Source organism: Bacteroides cellulosilyticus, assembly GCF_020091405.1.
GTDB lineage: Bacteria > Bacteroidota > Bacteroidia > Bacteroidales > Bacteroidaceae > Bacteroides.
This window is the reverse complement of the sequence record NZ_CP081903.1, coordinates 5,094,700-5,111,446: the sequence shown is the minus strand read 5'-3', so window position 1 is coordinate 5,111,446 and position 16,747 is coordinate 5,094,700. Positions and strand designations below refer to the sequence as shown.

General features: G+C 35.7%; 14 protein-coding genes. 10 read left to right on the top strand and 4 right to left on the bottom strand.

Going from position 1 to position 16,747, the window contains the following annotated elements; genetic code table 11:
• Positions 1 to 211: 211 nt before the first annotated feature.
• The 4 genes from K6V21_RS19300 to K6V21_RS19285 all read right to left on the bottom strand — a co-directional run bounded on the left by K6V21_RS19300 (position 212) and on the right by K6V21_RS19285 (position 4,482).
• Complete coding sequence (locus tag K6V21_RS19300; RefSeq protein ID WP_149920761.1) at positions 212 to 1,504, bottom strand: hypothetical protein; 1,293 nt, start codon at positions 1,502 to 1,504, stop codon at positions 212 to 214.
• 234 nt (positions 1,505 to 1,738) lie between these two features.
• The gene (locus tag K6V21_RS19295; protein WP_224319577.1) at positions 1,739 to 2,923 is read right to left on the bottom strand and encodes a T9SS type A sorting domain-containing protein; all 1,185 of its coding nucleotides are present in this window, start codon (positions 2,921 to 2,923) and stop codon (positions 1,739 to 1,741) included.
• Between the two features lie 11 nt (positions 2,924 to 2,934).
• On the bottom strand, positions 2,935 to 3,678 hold the full coding sequence (locus K6V21_RS19290; RefSeq protein ID WP_224319576.1) for a hypothetical protein: 744 nt from the start codon (positions 3,676 to 3,678) through the stop codon (positions 2,935 to 2,937).
• Between the two features lie 72 nt (positions 3,679 to 3,750).
• Positions 3,751 to 4,482, bottom strand: coding sequence for a hypothetical protein (locus K6V21_RS19285; RefSeq protein ID WP_224319575.1), 732 nt, complete (start codon positions 4,480 to 4,482; stop codon positions 3,751 to 3,753).
• Positions 4,483 to 5,035: 553 nt separating this feature from the next.
• Here K6V21_RS19285 and K6V21_RS19280 point away from each other — a divergent pair.
• The 10 genes from K6V21_RS19280 (at position 5,036) to K6V21_RS19235 (ending at position 16,747) form a co-directional block, all read left to right on the top strand.
• Positions 5,036 to 5,839, top strand: a complete 804-nt coding sequence (locus K6V21_RS19280) for a polysaccharide biosynthesis/export family protein (protein ID WP_217714025.1) — start codon at positions 5,036 to 5,038, stop codon at positions 5,837 to 5,839.
• Positions 5,840 to 5,850: 11 nt separating this feature from the next.
• A complete protein-coding gene (locus K6V21_RS19275) occupies positions 5,851 to 7,410 on the top strand; it encodes a GumC family protein (protein WP_224319574.1) in 1,560 nt (519 codons plus the stop codon).
• A gap of 3 nt (positions 7,411 to 7,413) precedes the next feature.
• A complete protein-coding gene (locus K6V21_RS19270) occupies positions 7,414 to 8,580 on the top strand; it encodes a hypothetical protein (RefSeq protein WP_224319573.1) in 1,167 nt (388 codons plus the stop codon).
• Positions 8,577 to 9,869 (top strand): lipid II flippase MurJ, encoded by a 1,293-nt coding sequence (locus K6V21_RS19265; RefSeq protein WP_224319572.1) that lies wholly within the window; start codon positions 8,577 to 8,579, stop codon positions 9,867 to 9,869. The genes K6V21_RS19270 and K6V21_RS19265 overlap by 4 nt, the downstream gene beginning before the upstream one ends.
• An 8-nt stretch (positions 9,870 to 9,877) precedes the next feature.
• Positions 9,878 to 11,614: an LTA synthase family protein gene (locus tag K6V21_RS19260; protein ID WP_224319571.1), complete on the top strand. Its 1,737-nt coding sequence runs from the start codon at positions 9,878 to 9,880 to the stop codon at positions 11,612 to 11,614.
• A 94-nt stretch (positions 11,615 to 11,708) separates the two neighbouring features.
• The gene (locus K6V21_RS19255; RefSeq protein ID WP_224319570.1) at positions 11,709 to 12,725 is read left to right on the top strand and encodes a glycosyltransferase; all 1,017 of its coding nucleotides are present in this window, start codon (positions 11,709 to 11,711) and stop codon (positions 12,723 to 12,725) included.
• 2 nt (positions 12,726 to 12,727) lie between these two features.
• Positions 12,728 to 13,924: a glycosyltransferase gene (locus K6V21_RS19250; RefSeq protein ID WP_224319569.1), complete on the top strand. Its 1,197-nt coding sequence runs from the start codon at positions 12,728 to 12,730 to the stop codon at positions 13,922 to 13,924.
• 31 nt (positions 13,925 to 13,955) lie between these two features.
• Positions 13,956 to 14,969 carry a radical SAM protein gene (locus K6V21_RS19245; protein ID WP_217714031.1) on the top strand — a complete coding sequence of 338 codons (1,014 nt, stop codon included), beginning with the start codon at positions 13,956 to 13,958 and terminating at the stop codon, positions 14,967 to 14,969.
• A gap of 3 nt (positions 14,970 to 14,972) precedes the next feature.
• The gene (locus tag K6V21_RS19240) at positions 14,973 to 16,070 is read left to right on the top strand and encodes a glycosyltransferase family 4 protein (protein WP_224319568.1); all 1,098 of its coding nucleotides are present in this window, start codon (positions 14,973 to 14,975) and stop codon (positions 16,068 to 16,070) included.
• Positions 16,071 to 16,126: 56 nt separating this feature from the next.
• Positions 16,127 to 16,747: a sugar transferase gene (locus tag K6V21_RS19235; protein WP_309493836.1), complete on the top strand. Its 621-nt coding sequence runs from the start codon at positions 16,127 to 16,129 to the stop codon at positions 16,745 to 16,747.

Below are 16,747 nucleotides of genomic sequence, written 5' to 3'. Positions count from 1 at the left end.
CATTTTTCTTTTCAACAAATTATAAACAATGTGCAGATAAAAAGAGCGAATTATCAAATTCGAAATATAATCTTCTAAAAAATGCCACACTAAACAAATATAAAAAGCCAACTAATCCCTTAGAGTTCAGTTGGCTTTTATTGTATAATTCAAAGTTCCTGCTTATTCTTACCACATTTTTCAATCAATCATTATATTCGGTCCTTTTATTCTAAAAAAACGAATAATTCAGAGTTAACATATAAGTTCCTTCCCACCGGTCAGGTCCAGCTTCTTTATTCGTCACTTGATAACCGATTTCCGCCGAAGCTTCTAAACGAAATTGAGGAGAAAAGTAATAGTAAGCTTTACCCCTAAAGCCGGAGTCGAAAAAATGTTTCAACAACTTGTGATTGTTAGCAAAATGACATATATTATAGACTCCCAAACTGGCATAAGTTCTGGAATTGGGGTAATAGCCAAGAGTATATGTAGTTTGTAAATGCTCCAGGCTCTGCTCATAAACTGTCTTGTCAGCATAGTCAGCCTCAAAAGTATTATGCATATATAAAAACATGAAGTTTAAAGAAGCCGAATGTTGCCAGCGCAGGTTTATTGGTTTTTCGTACTCAGCTGAGAGAGAGACGGTAATCCCTGGCTCATGATTCTTTTGATTAAAATTACTGCACGTATAATAATTATATTCAGGCATTCCCTCTAATCCCACTTCGAACCCTGATTTTCGTTGGTGCAAATCGCCGTATAACCAATAGTCATACAACGTTGTAAAATACTTCGCACCTTCCTTACGAATATAATCATTCGCTATCAAGAAAGAATCCACTGTTGTTATTTCATCTATTAAGTGTAACCGACTATCTAAAAAGCGTTTGTTTTTAACTGTAGATATCAATTGAGCAAATCGATTTACTTCTTCATTGGAAAGATGCTTTTTCATTAGTCCATAATCTGAGAATTTATCCAATAAATAAACTGCTTGACGGGCATCTTGCACCCTCTCTATTCTTCCCCAGCCTAAACCCAACTTAGGTCTTATGAAAATTCCCAACTCCTTTTCAGTATCCTTTGCTTTATTCTGATAGTATGTGAATGAAACGTCTCCTCCTACAAACCAGAACCAAGTATTCGGCCTGATATAAAAACGACTATCATTCACATAAGAAATCTCTGTATTCAAATTACTTTGTTTATAATTCTCGCCATTCTCATCACGAGTTGAATTGTTTTTAAAACCAGCAAAGTATATTCTTGCAGATTGATCACCTATAAATTTGCGAGTGGTACAATACCGATTAAAAGTAGCATCAATCGCCCCTTTAATATCATAATAGACAGTATTGTCACTCGTCTCGTGCGTAGCAAAAGACCCATCGGAATTAAGTTTAAAGTCCAAAGAACTTCTCTTGATATCCGGTAACTTGTAATCAGATAATTTGTAATCGGCATATTCTTGTGCCTGGCACAAAGAACAATAGCACAGTAAGATGCAAAATAGCTTTTTCATGTGAGTATATTTTTAATAGTGTAATTCGTCTTAAGAACCAAAATTAACAAATAATATGATATATATCATTAGTATCCCGTTAAAATCGGAACGAGTTAATAATTAATCAAATAATCCCGAAAAAGGAGATTAAATTGCTCTTTGACATCATTGAAATTAGTTTTATTGAACAGTTTTTATAAAAGAGTTTTATCTGTCAATGAGAACCCAATCAGTTTCACTTCCGCAATCATACTAATTTGCCACAATCATTCTCTTTGTATCAACCAAACGACCATCTGCGAACAATGAATAGATATAAATCCCATTAGGTAATTTGTTAGTATCTATATATATTTCATTTTGTCCCGTTGCGTTTATTGGTATTTTCAGAATCATTCCTCCCATAGTGTTAAATATTTGAATGTAAGCATTAGTAGTTTCTGAAGATATAAAACAGTTCACAATAGTACTTCCCTTGGCCGGATTAGGATTGTTTTGTTCCATCTTTATAACATTTTTATCCTCTATCAATCTGTTTTTCACCTCCTCTCTTTCGCTCAGTCCAGCCTTAGATATCGGCACCCAAATAGCGGCTTTACCATTGTATATTCTGACAGTACTTCCCAACTCAGCAGTAAAGCCAGGTACTATTCGCACGGAGTTATAACCATTCATATCCACATTCGCGCCACTTTTTATAGTTACATTTTCAGCATATAAATTGGAGTGCTTATATTTTTTATTAGACGTAATAGTCACATTTTTAATATTGCCGTCAAACACTGGTGGAGCTGATGTTCGTTTAATAGTTATTGTTTTGGTATTACCCAAAGCAGCTCCAAAGCCAAGAGGAGTAACTGTTATGGTTTCGTTATTTCCCGTATTAGCATTATAATTCACTCTAATAGTCCCACTACTATAAAATGTTTCTCCGCCCCATGATTTCGGGGTACTCCACTTAAATTCATTAATTTTACGTTTAGTTATCGGATATTCCATATCAGGAACAGTGCACACTAAAGTACCGGTTTGACCAAGTGGGAGATTTATTACATCATTAGTTGCTTTGTTTCCATTGTACCTAAAGTCTGCAATAAGCATCTTTTTGACACTGTTTATATCCACTTCAATACGAAGCAAAAGAGGTCCATTAATATCTATAGTTATGACTCCCTTGTTTGTGGTATCATCCCACACAACAATTGCATCAAGCTTTCCAATTTCTTGCGTTAATTTAACCGGACCATTCACATTGTTAAAATGACCATTAGTAATTTTCCAATTAACCTTCGTATTAATATCCCACCCTTCCAATCTAGCTCTATAGGTGTAATACGTTCCCGGATCAACTGTCTTAGGTCCTGTAAGAGAATTCTCAGAAAAGGCCCAAAAACTACTAAGTAATAAAAATATGAAAAGAATATATTTTTTTATCATAGTATTTATTTTTATTGGATAATTCTTAATTTCAACTCTTCTATTTCTTTTTGTTGTTGCTCCATCGCTTTTTGTTGCTGAATCACGTACAAAGTCAGTTCCTCTATTTTCTGGAGTAGGAGTGCATTGGTTTTCCCCACGCTAATGCCATTAGCCTTAACTTCTTCTTCAGAAGGCACGTTAGGCAATGTACCTTTTTCTTTTATATGTTCTTCAACTTCTCTCAATGTGGGTAATTTATAATTTCGCTTAAAGACAAAATCAGCCCAATCTGATTCTACTAAGATTTCTTTAGCCCTGATAGTGCCATTTACATCAAGTTTGTTTTGAGGATTATCGGTACCGATACCTACATTGCCATTTGTTATTAATAAACTGTCAGCTCTTATAGTACCATTTACATCCAATGAAACCGTTGGATCAGGAATTCCAATTCCCATTTTTCCATTTGTTTTGAATATAAATTGAGGGGTAAAAAAGTCTTCGCTCCAATGCTGTCTTCCAATAATGAATCTATCACTATTATCATTGCCAATATTTAGAAGAAGTTCCGTTTGATCTAATACAATATTATGTCGCATAAAGTATACGTCATCCGTATTATCTTCAATACATCCAAAATACATTTTTTTCTCATATCCTAGATAATCTAAGCCAAAAGCTCCTAATTGCAAATCTTTATCAATAATCTCAGTTTGAGAAAAGATCTTCATACAAATCAAAAAAGGTAAGCACAATACATAAATTCTTTTCATAATAGTATTTTTTAGAGGTTAATATATATGAGAATTAATCACTCAAATAAAACATCTATAGATAAAAGCATATTACCTATTTTTATCGAGTTTTTTTAATTTCAATTCTTCTATTTCTTTTTGTTGCTGGATCACATACAAAGTCAATTCTTCTATTTTCTGAAGTAGGAGTGCATTGGTTTCCCCCACACTAACGCCGTTAGCCTTAACTTCTTCTTCAGAAGGAACATTAGGCAATGTACCTTTTTCTTTTATATATTCTTCAACTTCTCTCAATGTGGGTAATTTATAATTTCGCTTAAAGACAAAATCAGCCCAATTTGATTCTACTAAGATTTCTTTAGCCCTGATAGTTCCATTTACATCAAGTTTGTTTTGAGGGTTTTCAGTACCAATGCCTACATTGCCACTCGTTATTAATAAACTGTCAGCTCTTATAGTACCTTTAACGTCCAATTCTTTTTTGGGAACTGATGTATTTATTCCTACCTTTCCATTATTGTAGAAATAAAATAGCCCTCTCCAGTTTGTTGCGTCATCTTGTGTACCAATAACAGCACAGTCATCTCCCCACTTATCATCACCTATATTTAATCTCATTTGAGTTTGATTGTCACCTAAACAGTATTTAGCAATAAAAATTCTATCGGTATATGTTCCTACACCATTTATAACTAATGCACCTCCCCAACCTTCCCATTTCAAAGGGGTATCAACATCAATATGTAATTCTTTAGAAAATGACTGGGAATACAGATTAGAACACGCCAACAAAAACAATGACACAAATAGTACTTTTTTCATAATATTTTTTTTAGAGGTTAATAATTATGTATGAAAATTAGCCAATTAAATTTCAAAACATAAAAATATTAATATGTTAAGAAACACAAATGTGATATAATGCAACTAAACCATTAAATTATTCATTTATATACAACATATTAATCCTTATTCATGGAATATTTTACTTTTAATTTCTCTATTCGTATTCATTTGTTGAATTACACACAAAATCAACACCTCTATTTTTTGAGTAAATACAATATTTATAGCAAGATTTTGAAGCGAGAATTGAACAGTCATAACCTAATAAGATTGTAAATGATAATAATATATTCAAAGACAAAATGGCAAATTCAACTATTAATTCATATTGCCAAACAAATTATAAACCGCAACAAAAAATACCGCGTCGAACAGCGAAGTATTATCATTAGTGCTTTATTTGATAAAACGCTCAAGAAACAATGAACAAATTATAGACAACCTAACAATAAACCCGCCTAACCAACGTTTATTGACTATAGAACTATTACTTTTGCGATAGTCAAATTAATAAAAGATAAGATATACGATGAAAATAAAAACGCTGATTCCTGCTTTTTCGTTACTATTATTAATGTCGTGCAAAACAACGACTAATACTATTACCTATTTTCAGGATTTAGACAACCAGATGCCAGCTGTTACCGAGCAATCTGTTAATTATACCCCTCGGATTGCTCCTGATGATCAATTATCAATAACTGTATCTGGGACAGATCCGAATGCTGTAGCAGCATTCAATATGCCACTTGCCAGCTATTTGGCTCCAGGGGAAACAAATGTTACCTCTACACCTGTACTTCATACTTATTTAGTAAATTCACGCGGAGAGATTGATTTCCCAGTACTTGGTAAAGTACAAGTTGCTAATATGACACGTAGCGAATTGACAGACATGATGACTGAAAAGATTTCCGCTTACGTCAAGTCTCCAATTGTTACGATACAGATAAGGAATTTCAAAGTTTCAGTACTGGGTGAAGTTAATAAACCCGGAACGGTAAATGTACCTAATGAACGCCTGTCCGTACTTGATGCTCTTGGTATGGCAGGAGATTTAACAATATATGGCAACCGTACTAATGTGCTCCTAATCCGTGATAACAATGGAAAAAAAGAATATCACCGTTTTGATCTGACATCCGCAGAAACTCTGACTTCACCCTTCTATTATCTACGGCAGAATGACGTTCTCTATGTGGAGCCTAATAAAGCTAGGAAAGGAAATGCCAAATATAGCCAGAACGGACAATTTAACGTATCTTTGGCATCAACTATAATCAGCGCTTTATCGGTGTTGGCATCGTTAGGGATCGCATTATTGGTTAAATAAATCACTTAGTTATGAATGACGAAAACATACATATAGGAGCGCTTTTAAAGCAATTCCTAGCCTACTGGAAAATATATACACCTATTGGCATTATCTGCCTGATTGTCGCCGTCTGTTTCTTAATAGCCACACCTCAAGAATATCAGTTTACAGCACGTATACAACTAATCAGAGATAATCAAGGGATGATGTCTGAACTGAAAATGCTGAAAAGCACAGGTATAGGCGCAATGTTGGGCGGAAATAGTTCAGGAAACAGTGTGGAAGATGAAGTAATAGTACTGATGTCGCGTACCAATATGACTGAAGCAATCCGTGAAACCGGATACCAAGTGGAAACGCGTGAACGGCGAGGCCTAAAAAATGTACTGCTTTATGGAAAAGACAATCCGGTAACATTTTTCTTTCCCGAACAGTTTTTAGATACCTTAAGTAAACCAGTAAAAATAAAACTAACACTATCGAATGGAATCATACAATCAGCCCAAATAAAATCAACTCTATTTAAGACGATGAAAGTAAAAAAACAGTCGCTGCCTTGTCGATTGCAATTACCTATTGGCACCATTATGATTACCCCGAATGCAGACGTTTCCGTTCCCGGAGAAAAAAACCTGACTATTCGGATTACTCCATTGCAGCAAACCTATGAAGATTTGTATGATGATTTATACGCAGGTGCACAAGAAACAATTTCAGACATAATAATACTCCTGTTTGAGAACGAGAATAAACAGCGGGGATATGACTTCTTAAATACTATCATGTCCACTTACAACCGATATAGCCGAAATGTAAAAGTAAAGGAAGCCACTATCAATGCAAAGTTTGTGAAAGAACGTTTGGATACCATTACTACGGAACTTGCATATCTGGAACATCAGATCGAAACTTATAAGAAGCAGAATAACATACCGGAGCCTGCTTTATATGCTAAAGCGACCGTTACAGGATATCAAGAATTAGAAAGTATTATTTTAGAAACGGAAACTCGTCTGAAAATGCTGGATTATGTAGTGGATTATATGAAAAATCCTCTGAATGAGTATGCTTCAGTGCCTGCTATAGAAGGAATCGGTGAAAAACCTATTGCCCTTTATAATCAATTGGTACTTGACCGACAGCGCCTGCTTCTTTCTTCCGAGAAAGAGAATCCAGCTTTGATACTTGCCGACAAACAATTGACCGAACAGCGCAAAATGCTGCTGGAGGCTATAGATGCAGCTCGGCAAAGCATACGTGCAAGCCTGGAGGAAATAAATAAGAAAAATCGGGTGTTCAGCAGCCAGCTAAGTGCTCTACCCACCCAAGAAAGGGAATACATCGAAATGAAGCGTCAGCAAAAAATAAAAGAGACTGTCTATTTGTTCCTTATGCAAAAATTGCAGGAGAAAGAGTTGGTAAACTCTCCGGACGAGCAGGCGGGTAGGGTGATAGACGCAGCATATAGTTCGGCAAAGCCTGTATATCCACGCAAAGTGTTTGTATTGGCAATAGCACTTGCTGCAACTTTCATTCTTTCACTGATCATTATTAGTTTTCGGGTGTTTGTTTTCACTAAAACAAAATAAGCCATGCTATCCCGGTTAGTGTTCTCTAAAAACAACTTATTTTTCGCCTTTCTCATATTTGGCTATTTATTCGGAGTTATCTTCTATGACTTCATCGGATTCGACTATGTAGATGAGTTAATGGCTCTCTTTCTAGTTGTCTTTACCGGGATGGTGGTAATGGAACGCAAAAAATGGAAAGAGTTGATATCCATAGGAATAGTTGCCGGGATTTTTATATTCTACTTGATATATTCATTTCTTATCAAATCCAATACTCCCATTGCGATTTGCATGGATTTTTTGATGCAACTAAAGCCTTTTCTGGGATTTTATTGTACCTTTCTGATAGCTCCATTACTAACTGTATCCCAGAAACGCTTCTTATCCATTCTATGCATAGTAATAGCGGGCGGACTTTTCATCTTAGGAATCATTGATGTTAATTTCTTGTTTTTCGGCCATCAATCCCGTTATGCGACAGCCGTTGTTGCTACCTTTTTTCTACTTAGCTATTGTTCTACCAATTCATGGAGCGACATTGTCGTATTATTGTTAATATTGACCATTGGACTGATTTCCACCCGTTCTAAATTTTATGGTTTCTGGGCAATCGCCATTTTTCTGATGGTCTATATGAAATTGGGCGGAAGAATACGTTTTAACATAACAACAACTGTCCTGTTCGGGTGTCTTGCTTTAATAACTATTTGGTTGGCAAAAGACAAGATTATACTCTATTATGTGGATGGAATGATGAACTCCCAAGAAATGTGGAGCCGTCCTGCCATGATGCTTACTTCCATGCAAATCTTATATGACTATTTTCCTTTTGGAAGCGGATTGGGAAGTTTTGGAACATTCGCTTCAGCAGAATATTATTCTCCTGTCTACGCCGCTTACGGAATTGATCACTTGTGGGGATTATCAAAAGATATGCCTGCATTTATATGTGATGCATTCTATCCCGGATTAGCCCAATTTGGAGTCGCAGGCATCATACTCTATTTAGCTTTTTGGTTCTCAATCCTCAGGAAATCAACGAAAGAACTATTGCCCACTATGCAATTGTTTGTTTTGCTAATATTTATATTTTTTCTGATAGAAGGAATTGCCGATGCCACTTTTACGCAAAATCGGGGGTTGTTTATATTGATATTATTAGGTCTTATATTATCTTCGAATAAATGAAGCTGAAAATTGGAACATATAAAAAAGGAGCCGTATATTCTTCCGCTTTCAGCATCGGAAGTAAACTGACAGCTTTTGTCATGCAGCTTCTAATTGCTTACTATCTGGGGGCAAATACAGGAACAGATATTTATTTTTATTTATTTAATATAGCTATTTTAGTAGGTGGACTAGTGCAAACACTCAATACATCTATTTTAATTCCTAAAGCTATGTTCCTGCGCTATAATGAGTCATCAAGAGCTGAAATGCAATTTCACAATTCATTTCTTTACACATTCTTATTACTGGCAGCAGGTGCATTACTTCTATTCTGCATAATTGGAGGCAAACAGGCACCAGAATGGATTATGAATTTCCCCACCCAAGATATACGTAGTCACATCTCAGTATATTACTTGTTTTTCCCACTGACTCTCCTTATCATAGTAAATCTCTATGTAAGTGAAATATTGGTTTCATTCAAGTATTTTACATTGGGACTTTCGTGTAATTTCATGATAAACTTTAGTGGCATTGTTGCACTTATCTTATTAGGCCAAAAAGCAGATGTTTCAATCGTGATGTATAGTAGCTGTTGTGCATGCTTACTGAATATTATCTTGTTGCTTTGGTTTATGAAGAAAAAGCTGAGATGGCAATTCTCGTTAGTAAAATTCGCTCTTGTCCGTTCACAAAGCAAAGCGTTAACCGGGCTGGCTGTTAATCAGGGAATCATTATTTTTGCATCCACTTTTCCCATGTATCTATTGTCCCAATATCAGCCGGGAATAATAACTGTCATCAATTATGCACAGAAGTTTATCCAAGCTCCGTTAGCACTCATACAGCAAATAACTTCTGTTCTTCAAATAAAGCTCAACAATCTATACAGCCACGGTAAAAAGGAAGAAATGTATCATGTCACTTTGCGGGTAACTTTACGTTTATTTCTGTTTACGATATGCACTTCTTTGGTTATCTTCCTGTTACGTACTTTTATTGCCGAGGAATTGTTCGGATTAGGAAAAATGCCGTATGCCGCCATGGAAAAGCTATCATCCCTTATCGGTATAATGACATTTGCAATGCCTTTTACCGCCGTCAGCTTGGCATGCATGAAAATATATTTTACAGAAGGCCGTATACGTATCTATATCATTATTATGTCATTGAGTAACCTATTCTCATGTATATGTTACTATTTTGCTATAGAGACATGGAAGGAACATGGATATGCCGTTGTGTACTTATTCATTGAATTTGTAATTATGATAGGTATTGTGGCGTTTTTAAAACGCAGAAAATAAAGATAAAAATGAAAGATTATAGATTAAGCAGCTGGAAAAAATATCCTAATGAACTTTTTTATATAGCAGCAATGGCAGCTCTAACTTTACAGCTATTGCATCTTCGCTATGACCTTTTATTACACTTTGATAAGGATTTAGGATTGCTGAGCTACAGTGCTCGTTCTATGGTTGACGCACTCTTGCTACTACTACCTTATTGGTTACTCCCTGCTAAGTTACGCATATATTATGTTGGCATTATAGTTTTCCTATTCTCTTTTTGGGGATTGTCTCAATTATGGTATTATCGTACTTATGATGATCTGATGCCATTTTCCTCTTTTCTCCTATTTGAAAATATTTCCCCTTTGTTGTTGAATAGCATAAAAGCATCTATGAAATTAACAGATATTCTGTTTATTTTGCCACCATTCTTTTTATTCATTCTTTATTGGTTTCTTTTTGTGGATACAATAAAAAAGACACCTGTCAATTCTAAAAAAAGAGTCATATATACGATTAGTATCTTACTTTTTGCTATTCTTATACATTTAATGAATGCATATGTGTTTTATTCAAAAATGCAAAATAGGACGACTTGTCATTTAGGAATTCGCTATGTTAATACGGTTAATTACATATCGTATTTTGACTTTAATGGATTTGTCCCCTTCTGTATACATTCATTTATAAACACCATATTAGAAAAACGTAGTTTGGATATTAAAGAAAAAGAAGAAATAGAATCATTTTTGAGCAAATACATGCTTAAATATACAGATAATCAATACGCTGTTAAAGAAAAACAGAATTTAATTGTAATAATAGTTGAATCTCTTAACTCATGGCTTATTAATTTTAAACTGGATAGTATAGAAGTAACCCCTCATTTAAATCAACTTTGCCAGGAAAATAATTCAATTTTTGCTTTACATATACAACCTCAAGTCAAAAGTGGTAGATCAAGTGATGCACATTTCATGTACAATACAGGACTGTTACCTATAAATAATGGTGCGGTGGCTGTACGATTTGGAGAGGCTGAATATCCTTCTTTGGCAAAAGCGTTAAAAGGGTATGAATCATTATCTATGGTTTGTGATGATGCTAAATATTGGAATCAGGAAACGGCTTTCAAATCTTATGGATTTACACAATTATATGATAGTCGTTCAATGATGAATACTTCAGGAAACATAAATGATCATATCTTGTTAGAAAAAGCTGCCAATCAAATTAAACATGTCGATTTCCCTTTTTACGCACAGCTGGTAACAATTAGCATGCATTATCCTTATAATAAATTAGAGATTCCTTCTACAAATATTTCTAAATCAAAATTGTATACCAAAGATATTAGAAACTTTCTGGAAAAGGCCCATTTTTGTGATAATGCTATTGGCAAATTTATTCAAGAATTAAAAGAAACAGGAATCTATGAGAAATCACTTATAGCAATTATTTCGGATCATAACGAAATAGATAAGAACCAAATTGAAAATAGAAAAGAGACTCTACCTGAAGATAAAGAAATAGCAATGATTATACTCAATGGTTCACAAAAGCTGAATTACACCTCTAAAATGGAACAAATAGATATCTATCCGACTTTACTTGATTTAATGGGGGCTAATAACTATCCGTGGAAAGGTTTGGGACATAGTATTTTTCGTAAGGACTCTATACAATTACTCCCATTAGAAGAAAGAAGAAGTTATATTTCTGATTTGATTATAACAAAAGGATATTTTAAAATGAAGTAACATGCGCATATTATTACTGAATTCCATATTATATACTCCCCGTACCACAACTAAAGGGAGATTTATCCCTCTGATAGCTTCTATTGAAGATTGCATGATTATAAAACTGGGGATAGAGTTTGTTAATCAGGGGCATGAGGTGACTTTAATAGCTGCGGAAGAATATAAGCCAACCTATCAGCAGGATTTTCCCATAGAAATAGTTTATTTTCGTTCTATGCTGCCTAAATTGTTCCTGCCAACTGTACTGCCTTTTCATCCGCAACTGATTCACTTCATCAGGAAACATAAAGGACAATTTGACATGATTATCAGTAGCGAAATTTTTTCGTTTAATTCTTTATTTGCCGCATGCTTAGTGCCTGATAAAACTCTAATATGGCAAGAATCAGGCAATCATAATCGAAAATTCTTCAGATTGCCATCTTTGATATGGTATCACCTTGTAGCACGCGCATTTATGCGCAAGGTAAGAGTCATACCCCGTTCTCTTATAGCAGGAAAGTTCACAAAACAGTTTGGTTTGAATGTTTTTTCTAATTTTATAGATCACGGTGTAGATGGAAAAGTATTTCATTTCCAAAAAGAAAAGAAAGCTTCATTTATTGTTATAGCCCATTTGGATAGAGATAAGGATGTAATATCTATTATCATCTCCTATAAGAAATTCATAGAACGATATTCTGACAGACAGTATTCATTATACATAATCGGAGAAGGGGAGGAATCTGAGAATCTGAAAGACTATGTCCAAAGTAACCAACTGAGTAATCAAGTTTTCTTTTTGGGAAGAATCCCGCAAAGGGAATTGAGTAAATATCTAAGCGAATCTGTTTGTTTACTTTGCAATTCCAGGAAAGAACTAAATATGTTGTCTATAGGAGAAGCTATAGTAGCAGGAACTCCGGTACTTACAAATACGGTCCCGTATAGCCATGAATGGATAACACAGAATAAGTTAGGAATAGCTAAAGATAATTGGACAGAAGAAGATATGTATGAAATAGTGATGAATAATAGGTATTATGTGGATAATTGCTCACGCTATTCTTCACAACTCTTATTATCGGAACTTCCCAACAAATTCATAAAACAATTCAATATAAAATAACTATGAGAATTCTCATTGTAAATAAGTTCCTATACCTTCGGGGAGGTGACTGCACCCACTCCCTAAATTTAAAGCAATTATTACGTAATGCAGGCCATGACGTGTGTTTCTACGCAATGAGTTATTCACAAAATATAGTATGTGAGGAAAATAAATATTTTGCCGAAGAGATAAGTTTCTCTGCGAAGGATCTACAAGGAAAAATAAAAGCTGCCAACCGCATTATATGGGGGATAGGAGTAGCGCAAAACTTCAAAAAACTTTTAGATGAATTTCAGCCTGACGTTGTGCACCTGAATAATATTCATTCGTATCTTTCACCTATAGTTGCGAAACTGGCATATCAAAGAGGAGTCAAAGTAATCTGGACACTCCATGACTATAAACTGATCTGTCCTTCATACAGCTGTCTTTGCAAGGGAAATACCTGTGAAGCATGTTTTACGGATAAAAAGCACGTAGTACTCCGTAAATGCATGAAGAACAGTTTTCCGGCAAGCATATTGGCTTGGGGGGAAGCCATGAACTGGAATAAGAATAAGCTTTCATTATGGACAAATAGTTTTATCTGTCCTAGTCAGTTCATGGCGGAAAAAATGCAGCAAGGAGGATATCCGGCCACTAAACTACAGGTCATTAGTAACTTCATTGGAGAAGAACAAGTGCAATATATAATAAATACCCCCAACCCCATACGGGAAGAAGCATACGCATATATAGGACGACTTTCACAAGAAAAAGGTGTTGAGTCACTTTTAAAGGCTGCTTCTCGTTTACCTTATAAACTATATATTGCCGGCAGCGGCCCTTTAGAAGCTGAATTGAAGAAAAAATATACTGCAAATAATATAATCTTTCTTGGACATTTGGGAACAAAGGATACTATTGAACTTTTTAAAAAAGTATCTTTTACTGTCATTCCTTCTATATCGTATGAGAATAATCCACTAGGTGTAATAGAATCCATGTGTTGTGGTACTCCTGTGTTAGGACGAAATATTGGTGGCATACCGGAATTATTAGAAATCAGCAGTTTCAATTGCCTCTTCACCCAAGACAAAGAATTACCTTCACTAATTACTAAAATGTTCAATACCGTTGTTTCTGCCGATCGAAATGAATTATCCACTGCTGCATTGCAACGCTTCTCTAGCGAACATTATTATCAAAAGTGGCTTGAAATAGTAAGACAAGGATGAAAAATAATATTTTTATAAATAAACTGCATATATGAAATCTGCTATAAATTCACCTACTGATATGTGTATTATCGTCACGTACCGCTGCCCTATGCAGTGCCAAATGTGTAATATCTGGCAAAATCCGACCGATAAAGATAAGGAGATTACCCCTGCAGAGATAGAGAAACTACCTAAAGTGAAATTCATCAATATAACCGGCGGGGAGCCGTTCATCCGGGAAGATTTGGAGGAAATAGTGGAAGTAGCATTCCGCAAGTCTCCCCGTGTTGTTATTTCAACTTCAGGATGGTATGAAGAACGCATCATTCATTTGGCTGAGAAGTTTCCCAATATAGGAATACGCATCAGCATCGAGGGATTATCTCAAAAGAATGATGAACTTAGAGGACGTCAAGGTGGATTTGATAGAGGAATACGTACTTTATTGCGATTAAAAGAAATGGGTATCAAAGATATAGGCTTCGGCATTACGGTTTCCAATTCTAATTCGACTGATATGCTTTCTCTCTATCGTTTGTCACGTTCACTCGGTATGGAATTTGCAACTGCTGCTTTGCATAATTCGTATTACTTCCACAAAACAGATAATACTTTCACCAATAAGGAAGAAGTTTGTAGCAACTTCGGCAAATTAATTGAATGGCAATTGAGAGAGAAGCATCCCAAAGCTTGGTTTCGCGCTTACTTCAATTGGGGATTAATAAACTATATACAAGGAAAACCACGTTTGCTTCCTTGTGAAGCCGGACTGGTAAACTTCTTTGTAGCTCCTTATGGCGATGTGTATCCATGCAATGGGTTGGAAAGTAAATACTGGAAAGAAAGCATGGGAAACATCCGCACAATGTCTTCTTTTCAGGACTTATGGAGAAGTGAACAGGCCGAGCGTGTCAGAGCCCACGTACGTAAATGTCCCAAGAATTGCTGGATGGTAGGCACCGCCGCTCCGGTAATGAAGAAATATATTGCCATCCCATTACGGTGGGTGTTACATCAAAAAATGCAGTCCGCAATGGGACATCCTATAAATCTGAAAGGCTAAAACATGAAAATCGTAGTTACAGGTACCAGAGGTATTCCCGGCATACAAGGAGGAGTAGAAACCCATTGCGAAGAACTATATCCTTTAATCGTAGATGAACAACATGAAGTGATTGTGGTTCGTCGTCTCGGCTATGCAGCAGACCATGCTGTAAAAAGCTATAAACAAGTTACAATAAAAGACATAAAAGTGCCTCGAAACAAGCATCTGGAAGCTTTCTTACATACGTTTCTGGCTGTATTGTATGCCCGGAAAGTGGGAGCGGACATAGTACACATTCATGCAGTAGGCCCGGCTCTGATGGCCCCTATCGTACGTATGTTAGGAATGAAAGCGGTAGTAACACATCATGGTCCGGATTATGACCGGGAAAAATGGGGAGCATTTGCCAAATGGATACTTCGGATAGGAGAAAAGGCTGGCGTACGCTATGCAAACCATGTGATCGTGATTTCAGAGCATATACGGAATATGATACAGCAACGGTATCCATCGAAAAACAATATCACTCTAATACATAACGGAGTCAATGTAAGCTCCGGGATATCTGATACAGGCTATCTTCACAGTCTGGGGTTAACCGAATACTCTTATATTCTGGCTGTTGGTCGTCTGGTAAAAGAAAAAGGATTCGACAAGCTGGTTGAAGCATTCAAAGAACAGTCTCCGTCCTCCGTAAAGTTAGTAATAGCCGGTGATGCCGATCATCAGGATGAATATGCCCAAAAATTAAAGGGGATATGCCAAAGAGAGGAGAATATACTTTTGACCGGCTTTATAAAAGGAGATAAATTAGCACAATTATATGCATATGCCCGGATATTTGTATTACCGTCGACTCACGAAGGATTGCCAATCGCATTGCTCGAAGCTATGAGTTATGGATGCCCTATACTTGCAAGCGATATACCTGCCAACAAGGAAATAGGATTGCCGGATGAATGTTACTTCAAAAATGGTAATCTTGCCAGCTTGCAGCAAACATTAGAAAAGAAACTAGAAAGTATTCAGGCAGAACGGATTACTTATGATCTTTCATCATATGACTGGCACCATATTGCCCGGCAGACTAAAGAAATTTATAATTCTTTGATTATCTAAAGCAATATAGAACCAGATTTACCGTTCTTTTAATCAAAAGAATTGTAATATTTTATATGAATATGCATTACCTATCATATCATTTTCCGCTACAACGAAAATACAATCGAATCTTTAAACGAACATTTGATATTGTATTCGCTTCAATAGTCCTATTATTAATATATCCATGGGCATATATCCTCATAGGATGTTGTATTAAGATAAAGATGCCAGGCAAGATTATATTTTCTCAAAAGCGGAATGGGCAATCCGGAAAAGTATTTCTCTGTTATAAATTCCGTTCCATGCTACCCAATGGAGAATCTGATACACAGCAAGCATATCATGACGATCCCCGCATCACTCCACTCGGACGTTTTCTACGCACCACCAGCATTGATGAATTACCTCAGTTCTGGAACGTGCTTATTGGAGATATGTCGATAGTAGGTCCCCGGCCTCATATGCTGATACATACAGAACAATATTGCGGCATCATTCCTGACTATAACAAGAGATTGCTAGTGAAACCGGGGATAACCGGTTGGGCGCAGATACATAATCTGCGTGGAGAAACGGAGAAATTGGATAAAATGAAAAAAAGAGTGGAATATGATATTTGGTATATTGAACATTGGTCATTTGCACTGGATCTGAAAATCATGCTCAACACTCTGAAAATTATATTTCGATAA

Coding starts and splice junctions, on each gene's coding strand:
- K6V21_RS19300 (WP_149920761.1), bottom strand. CDS start 1,504: ATGAAAAAGCTATTTTGCATCTTACTGTGCTATTGTTCTTTGTGCCAG.
- K6V21_RS19295 (WP_224319577.1), bottom strand. CDS start 2,923: ATGATAAAAAAATATATTCTTTTCATATTTTTATTACTTAGTAGTTTT.
- K6V21_RS19290 (WP_224319576.1), bottom strand. CDS start 3,678: ATGAAAAGAATTTATGTATTGTGCTTACCTTTTTTGATTTGTATGAAG.
- K6V21_RS19285 (WP_224319575.1), bottom strand. CDS start 4,482: ATGAAAAAAGTACTATTTGTGTCATTGTTTTTGTTGGCGTGTTCTAAT.
- K6V21_RS19280 (WP_217714025.1), top strand. CDS start 5,036: ATGAAAATAAAAACGCTGATTCCTGCTTTTTCGTTACTATTATTAATG.
- K6V21_RS19275 (WP_224319574.1), top strand. CDS start 5,851: ATGAATGACGAAAACATACATATAGGAGCGCTTTTAAAGCAATTCCTA.
- K6V21_RS19270 (WP_224319573.1), top strand. CDS start 7,414: ATGCTATCCCGGTTAGTGTTCTCTAAAAACAACTTATTTTTCGCCTTT.
- K6V21_RS19265 (WP_224319572.1), top strand. CDS start 8,577: ATGAAGCTGAAAATTGGAACATATAAAAAAGGAGCCGTATATTCTTCC.
- K6V21_RS19260 (WP_224319571.1), top strand. CDS start 9,878: ATGAAAGATTATAGATTAAGCAGCTGGAAAAAATATCCTAATGAACTT.
- K6V21_RS19255 (WP_224319570.1), top strand. CDS start 11,709: ATGATTATAAAACTGGGGATAGAGTTTGTTAATCAGGGGCATGAGGTG.
- K6V21_RS19250 (WP_224319569.1), top strand. CDS start 12,728: ATGAGAATTCTCATTGTAAATAAGTTCCTATACCTTCGGGGAGGTGAC.
- K6V21_RS19245 (WP_217714031.1), top strand. CDS start 13,956: ATGAAATCTGCTATAAATTCACCTACTGATATGTGTATTATCGTCACG.
- K6V21_RS19240 (WP_224319568.1), top strand. CDS start 14,973: ATGAAAATCGTAGTTACAGGTACCAGAGGTATTCCCGGCATACAAGGA.
- K6V21_RS19235 (WP_309493836.1), top strand. CDS start 16,127: ATGAATATGCATTACCTATCATATCATTTTCCGCTACAACGAAAATAC.